Source organism: Hymenobacter setariae (assembly GCF_007713685.1).
GTDB lineage: Bacteria > Bacteroidota > Bacteroidia > Cytophagales > Hymenobacteraceae > Hymenobacter > Hymenobacter setariae.
Genome location: NZ_VMRJ01000005.1, coordinates 455,358 through 468,785, shown reverse-complemented (window position 1 = coordinate 468,785; position 13,428 = coordinate 455,358). Strand labels below are relative to the sequence as shown.

Genomic DNA, 13,428 nt, shown 5'->3' with positions numbered 1-13,428 from the left:
TTTGACACGGTTGCTAGCGGCATCCGTACCTACCTTTGCGGCCAATTTGGGTAGCCAGCTGCTAGTTAACCCAGCACGCTTGCTGTCTTCCCCACCGGCCCTGGCCAGTAGGGAACCGCTGCGGCGGGCCGGGGGTTCCGGCCTAGCTGCTACCGGCAAAAGTAGGTCTATTAGGCCGCCTTTTCTACCTTCAACTACTCCTTACCTGGGCTAATGCGCGTCAACTTCCGGCTACTTTCTCTGGGCTTGTTGCTGAGCGTCACCGGGTTGCTACTGGGTTTCTCGACTCCTGGCACTACCCTGCCCGACCCCCTACCCAATGGTCCTACCGAGCAGCGCTGGGTTGATAGCGTGTTTACCTCGCTCACACCCGACCAGCGCCTAGGGCAGTTTTTCATGGTAGCGGCGTATTCGAACCGCGAGAAAGCCCACATCGACCGCATCGAGCGGCTGGTGCGCAACCAAAACATCGGCGGGGTGATGTTTTTGCAGGGTGGCCCCAAGCGCCAAGCTTTGCTTACCAACCGCTTGCAGGCTGCCGCCAAGGTGCCGCTGCTTATCGCTACCGATGCCGAATGGGGCCTCGACATGCGCCTCGACTCGACCATGCACTATGCCAAGGAGATGACCCTAGGCGCCATGGACGATGACAAACTCGTGTACCAAATGGGCCGTGACCTGGCCCGCAAGCTACGCGCCCTAGGTATCCACATCAACTTCGCGCCGGTGGTGGACGTCAACTCCAACCCCAGCAACCCGGTGATTGGTAACCGCTCGTTTGGCGAAAACCAAGACCGCGTGGCCGCGCTGGGTGTGCAGTACGTCAAGGGGTTGCAAGACCAGCGTGTAATAGCGGTGGCCAAGCACTTTCCTGGCCACGGCGACACCGACACCGACTCGCACAAGGCGCTCCCAGTCATCAACACCGACCTAGCGCGGCTGGAGAAAGTGGACCTGATACCCTTCCAGAAGTCGTTTGAGGCGGGCGCGCTGGGCGTGATGATAGCCCACCTCTACATCCCGCTTTTTGACACGACCAACGCCAAGACGACCACGCTGTCGAAGGCACTAGTAACAGGGTTGCTCCAGGAGAAGATGGGCTTTAAGGGCCTGATTTTTACGGATGCGCTGAATATGCGCAGCGTGAGCAAGCTTTATAAAGACGGCGAACTCGATGCCATGGCGCTGGCCGCCGGCAACGACGTACTGCTGTTTTCGGAAGACGTGCCGGCTGCCCTCAGCCGCATCAAGGAGGCCGTAGAGCGCGGCCACCTCAACCAGGCTGACCTTGATGCGCGTATCAAAAAGATTTTGCGGGCTAAGTACTGGGCGGGACTAAGCCGCTACCGCCCCGTTAACCTAGGGCAGCTGCGCGACAGCCTCAACCAGCCCGAAAGCCGGGTGCTAGCCCAGACCATTTTTGAGCATGCCGTGACGGTGGTGAAGAACGAGGACAAGCTCCTCCCCTTCCAGCGGCTCGATACACTGCGTATTGCGGCTATCACCATCGGCACGCAGCCCGAGGGGCCCTACGCCACTATTTTCAATAAATACCAGCCGGGCCCGGTATACGCCGTGCCCGACCGCTACGCACCCGACTCTACATTTAGCCGCATCCGGGCCCGCTTAGGTGATGCCAACGTGGTGGTGGTGAGCCTGCACCAGATGAATAACACGCCCGGCCACAACTACGGGCTGGGCGACGGGGCGCTGAAATTCTTAAAGGAACTGCAAGCTGACCCCAAGCGCAAGACGGTGGTGGTAGCCATGGGCAACGCCTATGGCCTCAAGTACCTAGAGTCGGCGCGCACGCTGGTTTGTGGCTATGAGGACCACTACGCGGCTCAGCTAGTGGTGCCGCAAGTGCTATTTGGGGCACTGCCAGCACGGGGCCACCTGCCCGTGACCGTGTCGGAAGGCATGAAAGTCGGCACTGGCATTGCCACCGCCGACCTGCACCGCCTGCGCTACGCCGCCCCCGAGCGCGAAGGGTTGAACTCGCGCACCTTAACTCAGATTGACCACATCGCGCTCGAGAGCATCGTGACAGCAGCCACACCCGGCTGCCAGGTGCTTATCGCCAAAAACGGCACGGTGGTGTTTGACCAGAGCTACGGCTACGGCACCTACGACCAAAGCCAGCCCGTAACGAGCAGTACGCTCTACGACTTGGCATCGGTAACGAAAGTGGCGGGCACCTTGCAGGCTATCATGTACCTCAAGGACCATGGCAAGCTCAACCTCGATGAGAAAGTAGCGACCTATTTGCCTGAAATGCAGCGCACCAACAAGCGCCTCATGACCGTGCGCGATGTGCTGCTGCATCAGGCTGGCCTCAAGCCCGGCATTCCGACCTGGGAGCGCACTGTACAGGATGGCGCTCTCAAGCCCGCCTACTATTCGAGCCAGCGCAACGAAGACTTTCCTAATGAGGTAGCGCCTGGCGAGTACTCTATTAAGGCGGCCGACGACTCGGTGTGGGCCTGGACGCTGCGCTCGCAGCTACTGCCCAAGGTGAAGGGTAAATACCCAGTGGAGTACTCCGACCTGAGCTTCATTATTATGAAGCGCTTGAGCGAGAAGCTCCTAGGTCAGCCGCTGGCTGAGTTTCTACCTAAGGAGTTTTACAAACCCTTGGGCCTGGGCACGATGACGTATAATCCGCTCACGCGTTTTCCAAAGAGCTGCATTGCGCCCACTGAAAAAGATACTTACTACCGCCGCGAGCAGCTGCAAGGCACTGTGCACGACCAAACCGCGGCCCTAGTAGGCGGCGTGGGCGGCCACGCCGGCCTCTTTGCCACTGCCAACGACCTCGCGGTGCTGATGCAGATGAACCTGCAAAACGGCCGTTACGGCGGCACCAATTTCTTCCAAACGCCGGTCGTCACAGAGTTTTCGCGCCCGCAGGTGACTGGCAATAAGCGCGGCCTAGGTTGGGACCGCGGCGACCCCAGCAAGCCAGAAGGCCCTACTAGCCACCTAGCACCCGCTAGCACCTTTGGCCACACGGGCTTCACGGGCACCTGCGTATGGCTCGACCCCGATAACCAGATTCTCTACGTCTTCCTCTCCAACCGCGTGTACCCCGACGCGGGCAACATCAAGCTGCGGACGTATAATATCCGCACCCGGATTCAGGAGGTAGTGTACAAGGCTATGGTGCCTACACCGACCAAGCACGGTACGAATTAGTGTGTAGACAAACAGCCTGGCTTAAACAGAGCGGCTTATCATCCTTGTCGCAGTAATAGCTATATGCCTACAAAGAACCAATACTGGTATTTTTTAATAGGCGGGCCAACTGACGATATCAATGGCCTTGTCACTAATTTTTACGCCTACGGGGAGCATTGCGGTGAGGCACTAGCAAACGCACTGAATGCTGCAACTGAAGAACTAGGTATTATCAAACCCGAAGCCACAGAAGCTGCTCGACTTGATATACTAAGTGATTTTGAAGAGCCCGAAGGCTTAACTCGTTTTAATGAATGGGTTCTTAGCGGCCCCACTAACTACTCGTATCCACTAGACTCATCAGAAAATGATTTTATTCCACCCACTGGCATAATTAAAGCGACAGAGGAAGGAAAGTTTGATTATGAATTGATTAAAGAAGGTTTCCTAGCGCTGCATAGCCAAGAAGATAATAGCTTCGAGCTTGAGTTAATAGCCGGCAAGGAAAAACTATTAGATACGTTTATTCAAAGCCTAAAATTTATTTCCCCAATTGATAGATTAGAAATAAATATTAAAGGTCATTGGCATAATCAAAAAAGTGAACTCTGGGCAATCAACGTAAGCGAATTGTCAGCCGGTATAGAAAGCTTTCTTCTTGACAATACCACGAGCCTTTTGCAGAATGGCTTTATAGAATGCACTGCCGTAGTGGATTCTGGCTCGACAAAGCTCACTCTGAATGAACACAAAAAGGTGTGTTTTCAGACCGAAGACGAGAAGCTGTTTATCAATTTTGGGGAAGCGATAATGGCACTAGGTTTTGAGCAAACCACAGAGCTATGTAGCTTAGAATATGGTTTTTACCATTGGCACTACCGTCCTACCCAAAGCTTAGACGCTCCTGAATTACGCATTTTCTTGCTTGACACTGGCTTCAACTTCGTTGAAAGCTGGGAAGACGAACTAGATGAGATATACCCTGAAACGGAGTAATCATCTTACTTGCGCTCATTCCATTTTCTACTGCCGCGCTACCCACGCATTGTCGGCGGGGTAGCTGTCGGGCACGTAGAGGCTACCTAGGGTCACTTTGCTAATGGCTTTGCGGCCAGCTACAGGCACCTTTACGCTGGTAGCACCGCTTTGCCACACGGCAATGGTGCGATGTAGCTTTTCGGTGCTGCCGTCGGCGAAGGTCACGGTGAGGTCTACGGGCACGGGCTTGCTGCCCTTGGCCGTAACTACAATTTCTCCAGCGGTGCTGCCGGTGGCCGGCGTCACGCTCGTGATACCTAGGTCGGGGTAGCCGCCGTCGAAAAACCAGCGCTGCCAAAACCAGTCGAGGTTCTGCCCCGCGCCAGCATTCATGGAGTAAAAGAAGTCGTAGGGCATCGGGTGCTTGCCGTGCCAAGTACTAATGTAGGTGTGCAAGGCTTTCGTAAACAGTTCGTCACCGAGCAAGTCCTTGACGTACAAGTAGCCTAGGCCCGGCTTTGGGTACGAGTTCAGGAAGAATGGCGTGCCGGTCTGCTGCGTGGTGAGGGTCACGATGGGCAGGTCGTCCTCGGTGGCGGCGGCGCGGGCGTAAGGCACCATGCCATAGTCGTCGACCAGCTTCGGGTCGATGATGGGCGAAATGAGCCACTCCCCTATCGTGGCCCAGCCCTCGTCCATCCAGCCGTATTTGGTTTCGTTGATGCCCATGTAAAACGGGAACATCGTGTGAAAAATCTCGTGGTCGGTGAGCGTGATGGCGTCCTCGCGGGTGCGGGTCGGATTATCATTCACCATCATCGGGTACTCCATCTGGTCGAGGCCGTCAAACACCGTTTCGTGCGAGTAAGGAAACGGCCACTTGGGGAAGGTGTAGCTCATGGCCTGCACCGTTTGGCGTCCAAATTTGGCCACCTCCCGAAAGTCTTCGTGCTTGGCGTTGTACACGGCATCCACGCGGGTGCGGCGCTTGGTGGCGGGGTCTACCACGAGGCTGCTAGCGTCCCACACATAGTGGTCGGCGGTGGCAAAGACGAAGTCCGTCACGTCGCGGGCGTCGAAGTGCCAGGTATTTTGGGCGTTAGGAGCCGTGGCATCGTGCCGCCGCGCCTCGGTGCTATCGATGATGGTCGTGAAGCCATCCTTCTTCTCGGCGGCGCGCAGGCGAGCCAAGTACTTCTTGGTAAGCACATGGTCGGCGTTGGTCAGGTCGCCCGTAGCCCAGACCAAGAAATTGCGCGGCACCGTGATATCAGCGGCGAAGTGGCAGAAGTCGTTGTACATCTCCGGCCCACCGGTGTACGGGATGCGGTTCCAGCCATCGATATCATCATACACCGCGATGCGCGGGAAGAAATACGCCACAAACGCCGCGCCCGGCTCGACCTCGCCCGTGCGCTGGTGCGAGCCTTTGTTGAGCACGTACGAATATGTGATGGCCACCTGGGCCGTCTGCCGGGAACCTAGGGCGCGCGGCAGCGGCACGGTCATATTCGTGTTGTCGATGGCCAATTGGCTCACATCCAACGCTTGCCCATTTATGCTGAGCTGCGCGATTTTGACGCCATCGCTCAGGTCTTCGGCCGCGAACTTGCCCGAGCGTGGGGCCCCCTTCTGGTAGATGTTGGGGTAGAGCTTAAACCACAGTTGGCGCAGCGAGTCGGGGCTATTGTTTTGGTAGGCAATGTTGACGGTGCCCGCCACCAGCCGCGTGCCAGGGTCGAAGTTGACCTTGATGGTATAGTCGGCGGTATTTTGCCAATACTTGGGGCCAGGCTGGCCGCTGGGCGAGCGCGTGCCCTTATCGTAGGTGGCGCGCAAGTTGCGTGGCATGGGCAGCGACGCTTGGGCCAAGCTGGTAGTGTAGGCCAGGGCCAACAGCTGGCTCAGTATCAAAAGCTTTTTCAACAAGAGAACGTAACGAGAACTTTAACGAAGCGGAAAGTTAGTCGCCCCCTACGAAACCGCGCGGAGCTTGGGCGAAACGGCCTGCCGCGCCCAGCAACCGGCCAGCGCCGCCACGCCGCCCACCAGCCCGCCCAGCACGGCCGTTACCAGCACCAGCACCCAGCTGTTGCCACCTAGGGGCAGCAATTGGGCTACCCGGTGACTGAGCAGGCCGGCGCTCCTCAAGTTGAGCCAGCCTGCAGTGAGTAGCCAACCCAGCCCGATGCCCATAAAGCCCGCCCCAAACGCTCGGCCACCCGAGCCGCCCAGCCCAGCCGCCAGCCCAAAGCATAGCGGCGCAATAGTCCACCAGGGTAGGAAAAGCTGGGTCAAAAATGACAGCACCAAAATGAGGATAAAGAGTCGCATACGGTTGGGAAATACCTATTTTTAAGAAGCGGCAAAAAGGGCGTTGGTCATGCAGAGCGTAGCGAAGTATCTCGTTTGTACCGTTGCTCACGCCGTGATTACTGCACCACGCGAGATGCTTCGCTGCGCTCTGCATGACAGTCGTTTATAAACGGCAAGTCTAGGTGCTACTTCGCTAAGGTCCAATTGCCGCGCAGGCGCGGATTAGCCTCCGTAGGCGAGCGCAAGAAAATGAGTTCGTTGAGCTGACCTACGCGCCAGGTTTCGAGCATATCGTCATAGGCCGCCGAGCCGGGATTACCGCTTTGCCCGCCTGGAAACACGCCGTAGGCGCGCACTTGCGGCCCTAGGGCCACTACCATGCGCCATGAAGGACCGTTGCGCTCGGAGGTAGCATTCACGATGCCCGCGCCGCCGCCGCAGTCCAAGTCCATGTGGCCGAAGCCAGGCAGCTGGAGTAGGTGTAGCACGTCGGTGCTCTTTTGGTTTTTCCAGGCCCATTTGGGACCTAGGGGGCCGTATTTGCGGGTGAGCGAGTCGGTAGCGAAGCGCAGGCTGCGGCGCACAAGCTGCGGCAGGGTTTCGCGCTGCGGGGTGCGGCGGTCATCTATCCAGGAGCTGTTTTCTTCGTGCAAGAGCAGCTGCTTGGTGCGGTCGCGGGCGGGGTAACGCATTTCGAGGCCGGTGGCTTTTGGGCCGAAGTCATCGCCCCAAATACGCCTTACCAAGTCATTGTACCAGAGGTCGTACACGCTAGGCGCTAACGCATCGGCATTGTACTGGCAATTCCAGCGGCGCATTTCGACTAGCACCTGGGCATCGGGCGAGGTGGTGGCCACCAGCGTATCGCCGTTGGCGGGGCCGGCGGCTAGCTCCAACAAGCGCGGCATCAGCAATTGAGCCGTGAGGTTGAGGTTGTCGTTTTGGAGCATCCGCAGGCTGTCGGGCGTGGCTTGGGTCATGCGCGCCAAGCGCGTATTGATGCGGTGCGAGCGGTCGTAGGTGCCATCGCCGTAGTTCCAGTTCAGGTAGTACGGGTAGTCGGGACCGGTCGAAAACTGGTTGGCAGAGGACACAAATTGGCGCGGCGGGTTTTTCACGTGCGGGTTTTGAGCGGCTGGAATCCAGCCCTGCCAGTCGTAAGCTGGGTCGGTACCGTCAAGGATAAACTTGCCCTGGTCGCGCCACTTCAGCGGGAAGCGGCCGTTGGGCCAGATGGCAATGTCCTTATCAGCGCTGGCGAAGATAAAATTCTGAGCCGGCGTTCCGTAGGTACTAAGCGCCGTCGTGTAGTCCTGGTAATTGCGGGCGCGGTTGAGGCGGTAGAAGGTCTGAAACTCGTTGGCCGCATCGTGCGCAGTCCAGCGCATGGCATGGGCCACGGGCACCTGGCCCGGTAAAAAGGGCTTTTCTGGCTTGTCGTACACGATGGGGCCGTGGTGGGTGTAGAGCACCGTATCGAGGCGGTCGGGCTGGCCGCGCACCTTGATGCGCTCGACCACCCGGCTCACCGGTTTCCAGCGGCCATCGTGCCAGTATTCGCGCCGGGTGTTGTCTTTGAACTTGAGCTGGTACCAATCCACCACGTCGGCGGCCACGTTGGTAACGCCCCAGGCCACCTGCTCATTAAAGCCGATAATGGCGAACGGCACGCCCGGAATACTCACACCGTACACATTCACGCCGGGCGCGGCCAGCTGTATTTGATACCAGATGCTGGGCAAATTGAGCTGCAAGTGCGGGTCGTTGGCCAGCAGCGGGTAGCCGGTGGCCGACTTGGCCGCGCTCACCGCGAAGTTGTTGGAGCCCAGCTCGGGGTCGGGCTCGTGCTGCGGCACCAGGCCAGACATGGCCGCCGCGAAGCTGGGCGGCGTGGCGGGCACCGGCAGGGGTGTAAAATCAAGCGGCGTGCCCACCGGCACGATGGGGTCTTCCTGCACCGGGTAGTCGGGAAATAGGTCTTTGACCACCGCCGGGCCGTATTTGGCCAACGCGTTGCTCATCCGCAAGTCGTCGGACCGGCCGCTCAAATCGAAGGCCATGTACTTCAGAATCAGGGCGCATTTTAGCGGCTCCCAGGGCTCGGGGGCGTAGTCGAGCAGCTTGTATTCGAAGGGTATCGTGCTCGGCGTAAGCGTATTGATGTAGGCGTTCACCCCATCAGAATACGACATGAGCACGGTGCGCGTCGTCGGGTCGGTCATGGCCGAATCGAGCGAGTGGCGCGCTCCGTAGGCTAGGCCCATACGCCGGAAAAACCGGTCGGTTTCGAGGCGGCCCGGCCCTACTATTTCGGCTAGCCGCCCGGCGGCCACGTGCGTGATGAAATCCATTTGCCACAGCCGGTCCTGCGCCGTGAGGTAACCCTGGGTGTAGTACAGGTCGTGGTCGTTTTGGGCGAATACGTGGGGCACTCGCTTGTCATCGTAGCGCACCTGCACAGGCGCTTGCAGGCCCGGCAGTTGCAGCGTTTGATGGGCCGCGAAGGCGTCGGCCACTTCACCATTTTGCCAAAAGCCCCGAAATGGGCTCAGCAGCTTGCCGAAGGGCGGCAGGTCGCCGTGCTTGGTATTCAGCGTCCAGGTCAGCGCGACAGTAGCCAGGAGGGCGAGCAGGGCTTTAATCCAATGAAGCATGGGCGGCAAGTAAACGCTAAGCCTGAATATATTTAACTACAGCCGCTTGAGCGGCCATAAATCGTTCGCTTGATTCTGAAACACAAGTCGTTCGTCATGCAGAGCGCAGCTAAGCATCTCGCGTGGCGCAGTAAACCTAGGCGTATGATTTTACTGCGCCACGCGAGATGCTTAGCTGCGCTCTGCATGACTATTTCATACCTAGCAAAACTACCCTACTGCACGGCGGTGCGCGGGTCAGGCTGGGGCTTCATTTCGTAGTCGTGGGGTGGCTGGGCGCCGGCTAGATTCTGCACGAAGTAATCCCAGCGGCGGCGCGTCATGTAGGGCGAGTACTGGCCGTAGCCGTGGTGCGCGTTGGGAAACACTACTAGGTCGTAGCTCTTGTTGGCTTTGGTGAGGGCTTCTACTACGAGCATGGTGTTGTAGGGCGGCACGTTGTCGTCCATGAGGCCGTGGGCCAGCATCAGCTTGCCTTTGAGGTTCTTGGCGAAGGTGGCGTTGGCCTGGTTGTCGTAGTTGGTGGTGCCGTCGGCGTTGGTTTTGAGCAGGCCGATGTAGCGCTCAGCCCAGTCGTCTTCGTAGTTGCGGTTTTCGTGGTTGCCCGATTCTGAGATGCCTACTTTGAAGAAATCGGGGTAGCGGAACATGGCCGCCGCCGTGGCGTAGCCGCCGCCTGAGTGCCCCCAGATACCCGCCCGCTCTAGGTCGATGTAGGGGTACTTTTGGGCTAGCTGCCGCATGCCGCTCACCTGGTCACCTAGGGTATTTTCGGCCATATTGCCGTAGCAGGCATCGTGGTAGCTCTTGCTGCGCAGGGGGTTGCAGCTGCCCTCAATCACGACCACCACAAAGCCCAGCTCGGCCAGCGCCTGGTGGTCGTTGCGGGCCGCCGAAAACGACCAGTTGCCCACGCCCCCACCCTGCGGGCCGGGATAGATGTAGTTGATAATGGGGTACTTCTTGGTCGGGTCCAGCGCAGTGGGCGTGAACATGAGGCCGTAGAGGTCATCTTTGCCATCCTGGGCTTTCACCGTGATGGGCGTGGGCGCTTTCCAGCCAGTTGCAGTGAGGCGCGAGATATCGGTTTTCTCTAGGGTAGAAATCAGCTTGCCATCGGCCCCGCGTAGTACTGTCGCGCCCGGCTTATCAGGCTGCGAGTAAGTGTCGGTAAAATAGCGGCCTGAGGGCGCAAACGCCACTTGATGGTTGCCGGCCTCGGGCGTGAGCAGGGTTAGCCCCTTGCCATCGAGCCCGATGCGGTAGAGGTGCGCGAAATACGGGTTGCCGGGCTCGCGCCCATCGGCCAGGAAGTAAAGCTGGCGCTTGGCCTCGTCTATTTTCAGCAGCTGTGTCACCACGAAGTTGCCCTTCGTAATCTGGTGCTTCACCTTGCCGCTGCCGGCGTCGTAGAGGTAGAGGTGACCCCAATTGTCGCGCTCTGAGTACCAGATAATCTCTTTGCTCTTAGGTAGGTAGTACCAATTGATGGCGTGCTGACCCGATTCATATTGCGTGGGCACTGTTTCCTCAAACACCTCGCGCACCGCGCCGGTGGCAGCGTCAGCCACGCGCATTTTCTCCTGCTTGTGGTCGCGCGAGGTCGATACGAAGGCCAGTTCGCGACCGTCGGGGCTCCAGTCCACGTCGTCGAAGGTGCCGCTGCTCGAAATATCATCCGAGAGCGAGCCACGGTGCGGGTCGGGGGCCACTTGCAGACGCACCACTTTCGGGCTGTTTACTTCCACAATTACCCGCTCAATCATCGCGATGTCTTTGTCGCCGGGCAGCGGATATTTCCAGGCTTCCAGCTTGGGATGGCCTACGTTGGTGGTCACTAGGTACATGTCGCCCACCTTGCGCTGGTCTTGCCGGAAGGTGGCGATTTTGCGCGAGTCGGGCGACCAGCGCAGCACTGGGGCGTCGCTGTGGGTCCAGCCGGCGTTGTCGGTGGCGTAGCCGTAGTCCTTGGCGCCGTCGGTAGTGAGCTGGGTGCTTTGGCCAGTTTTTGTGTCGCGCACCCACAGGTTGTAGTCCTTAATGTAGGCGGCCAGCTGACCATTGGGCGACTCTACTTCGTTGCGGGCGTTGGGGCTGGCCGGGGCGGCCGGCGTGGCGTCGGGGCTCAGTTGCCCACTGCCTAGGTCGTACTGCCAGCTCTTGCCAGCGGCAGCAAAGGCCACCGACTTGCCATCGGGCGCAAACGTGAGGTCCAGGTACGGCAAGCGGTTGGCCTCGTAGGTTTTGCCGGTGGCCGTGGAAAGCGCGGCGGCCAGCTTGGCGTGGTTGAAGGCGGTGGTGCGGGTTTTGCGGGTGGGGTCTACCAGCACGTATTCGCTGCCTTTGGCTGTGAGCACGCGGTACCAAAATCGGTCATTGGCGAGCCAGTGGGGCTGGCCGGCGGTGCCGTCTACCAGTGCCTGGGTGTGGTAGCCCATAAACCGCTCGGCGCGGGCATAATCTTGGTCGGTGAGCACGGGCCGCGACTGGGCCACGGCCGTGGTAATACTAAAAAGCGCGGCGACGGCCACGAGGCCCGGTACGTATTGGGGCATAAGCTTGGTGGGAAGCAAACGAAAGGTTGGCATTATTCGAAGGCGAAAGGTAGCGCGGTTTGCCTCAGGGTTGCACCAGACAGTCCTACCCCCGGTACTCTCCTTGGGAAGGGGACCGGGGGCAGGTTACGCGGCCAGATGGCTACTCTACCCGCTGCAAGTCCAAGTCCTGGAAGTCGTAGCTGAAGTCGGTAGCGGGCGAAATCGGCTTCAGCTTGATGCCCGAAGCCCGGCCTTGGTCATCGAGGGCGAAGGTGGCGAAGGCATCGGCATTGAGGCTGCGGGCTTTCCAGCGCACGGCGTAGGTGCTGCCGCGGTAGGGCAAGACCTGGCCCACCAGGCGCGGCGCGCGCACCGACCGCAGCCAGAGCTGCTGGCCTTGCTGGTATACGTTCACATCGCCGAGCCAAGCGTCGTGGTAGCGGCCCACGTAGGCCTTGTAGTCAGGCTTTTTGGGCGCGGCTTTCTGAGCGGTAGCCACTTGCTGCCACACGGCGGCTGTTTCCTTGGCATCTCCGGCTTGGTAATCTTTCATAGCATCAGCTAGTAGCTGCACCCGGTCTAGCCCTTTCATACCGAGGTAGTGGTCTTCGATAGTAGTGGAAATTGCCGTGAAGGCCGCGCCGCTTTCCTGATTGGTGAGCACAATAATGCCCAAGTGCAGTTCCGGAATCAGCTTTATTTCGGTTACCATCCCAATCTGGCCGCCGGTGTGCGACACTTCTTTATAACCCCGCACATCGCGCAGAAACCAGCCTAGGCCGTAGGCCGAAAAGTGCGTATTGTAGCTGTAAGGCTTATACTTTTCTGGCACCGGCCCTCCTATTGGCAGAATGGTTTGTGGCGACCACAGCTCCCACTGCGTCTTGGGCTTGAGCAGCGGCGCGGGCGCGCCGGGGCCACCCATTAGCATCAGCAGCCACTTGCTTAGGTCGTTGACGCTGCTGTACATGCCGCCGCACGGCGCCGCGACCGTGCCCCGGTCGCGCTGAATGACTTGCACCTTGCCATTTACCGGGCCGTGGGCGTCGATGACGTTGGTGGGGTCGGGTAGGCGCGCAAAGTCGGTGGCGGTGCGCGTCATGCCTAGAGGCTTCACCAGGCGGGCTTCTACAAAATCGGCCCAGGGCTGGCCCGCAATGCGCGTCACCACTTCGCCCGCCACGATGTAGAGGTTGTTGTCGTAGTCGTATTTGCTGCGAAACGACGACACGGGTTTGAAATAGCGCAGGTTGTGAATTACATCTTTGACGGTAAAGTCGGTGGAATCGGGAAAGAACATCAAGTCGCCCGCGCCCAGCCCCATGCCGCTGCGGTGGCACAGCAGGTCGCGCACCGTGAACTCGGCCGTCACGTAGGGGTCGTACATCCTGAACTCGGGAATGTAGTCGGTCACCTTGTCGTCCCATTTCAGTTTGCCCTCGTCCACGAGCAGGCCTAGGGCGGCCGCTGTAAAGGCCTTGGTATTGGAGGCAATGCCGACTAGCGTGTTGGCGTCCATCGGCTCTTTGGTTTTCAGCGAGCGCACGCCGTAGCCTTTGGCTAGCACTACCTGCCCGTCTTTGACCACCGCCACAGATATGCCGGGCACGTCAAAGGCTTTGAGGGTGCGGGCCACCGCGGCATCTACGGCCGCTACATCGAGGGGCGCCGTGACGGGTGGGGCGGTTTGGGCCAGCGTGGGGCCGGCCAGCAGCCCTAGGGCGGCTAATAGGGGTCGAAGTCGTTTCATAGAGAATGGACGAGAA

The 13,428-nt window shown here is 59.2% G+C and carries 7 protein-coding genes; 2 read left to right on the top strand and 5 right to left on the bottom strand.

What is annotated here, in order from left to right:
- Positions 1 to 213: 213 nt before the first annotated feature.
- Together FNT36_RS20520 and FNT36_RS20515 are read left to right on the top strand one after the other, a co-directional pair.
- Entirely contained in the window at positions 214 to 3,195 is a 2,982-nt protein-coding gene (locus FNT36_RS20520) for a glycoside hydrolase family 3 N-terminal domain-containing protein (protein WP_144851569.1), read from the top strand.
- A gap of 63 nt (positions 3,196 to 3,258) precedes the next feature.
- Complete coding sequence (locus FNT36_RS20515) at positions 3,259 to 4,173, top strand: hypothetical protein (RefSeq protein WP_144851567.1); 915 nt, start codon at positions 3,259 to 3,261, stop codon at positions 4,171 to 4,173.
- A 27-nt stretch (positions 4,174 to 4,200) separates the two neighbouring features.
- Here the strand turns inward: FNT36_RS20515 and FNT36_RS20510 are convergent, their stop codons facing one another.
- The 5 genes from FNT36_RS20510 to FNT36_RS20490 all read right to left on the bottom strand — a co-directional run bounded on the left by FNT36_RS20510 (position 4,201) and on the right by FNT36_RS20490 (position 13,412).
- On the bottom strand, positions 4,201 to 6,081 hold the full coding sequence (locus FNT36_RS20510; protein WP_144851565.1) for a M1 family metallopeptidase: 1,881 nt from the start codon (positions 6,079 to 6,081) through the stop codon (positions 4,201 to 4,203).
- Positions 6,082 to 6,129: 48 nt separating this feature from the next.
- Positions 6,130 to 6,489 carry a hypothetical protein gene (locus FNT36_RS20505; protein WP_144851564.1) on the bottom strand — a complete coding sequence of 120 codons (360 nt, stop codon included), beginning with the start codon at positions 6,487 to 6,489 and terminating at the stop codon, positions 6,130 to 6,132.
- A 167-nt stretch (positions 6,490 to 6,656) separates the two neighbouring features.
- Positions 6,657 to 9,125, bottom strand: coding sequence for a penicillin acylase family protein (locus FNT36_RS20500; RefSeq protein ID WP_144851562.1), 2,469 nt, complete (start codon positions 9,123 to 9,125; stop codon positions 6,657 to 6,659).
- A gap of 215 nt (positions 9,126 to 9,340) precedes the next feature.
- A complete protein-coding gene (locus tag FNT36_RS20495) occupies positions 9,341 to 11,680 on the bottom strand; it encodes a S9 family peptidase (RefSeq protein ID WP_233636106.1) in 2,340 nt (779 codons plus the stop codon).
- 142 nt (positions 11,681 to 11,822) lie between these two features.
- Complete coding sequence (locus FNT36_RS20490) at positions 11,823 to 13,412, bottom strand: serine hydrolase (RefSeq protein ID WP_144851558.1); 1,590 nt, start codon at positions 13,410 to 13,412, stop codon at positions 11,823 to 11,825.
- Between the last annotated feature and the right edge of the window lie 16 nt (positions 13,413 to 13,428).

What these genes read in the sequence shown, in the direction of transcription:
- FNT36_RS20520 (WP_144851569.1), top strand. Translation starts at nt 214, where the DNA reads ATGCGCGTCAACTTCCGGCTACTTTCTCTGGGCTTGTTGCTGAGCGTC.
- FNT36_RS20515 (WP_144851567.1), top strand. Translation starts at nt 3,259, where the DNA reads ATGCCTACAAAGAACCAATACTGGTATTTTTTAATAGGCGGGCCAACT.
- FNT36_RS20505 (WP_144851564.1), bottom strand. Translation starts at nt 6,489, where the DNA reads ATGCGACTCTTTATCCTCATTTTGGTGCTGTCATTTTTGACCCAGCTT.
- FNT36_RS20500 (WP_144851562.1), bottom strand. Translation starts at nt 9,125, where the DNA reads ATGCTTCATTGGATTAAAGCCCTGCTCGCCCTCCTGGCTACTGTCGCG.
- FNT36_RS20495 (WP_233636106.1), bottom strand. Translation starts at nt 11,680, where the DNA reads ATGCCCCAATACGTACCGGGCCTCGTGGCCGTCGCCGCGCTTTTTAGT.
- FNT36_RS20490 (WP_144851558.1), bottom strand. Translation starts at nt 13,412, where the DNA reads ATGAAACGACTTCGACCCCTATTAGCCGCCCTAGGGCTGCTGGCCGGC.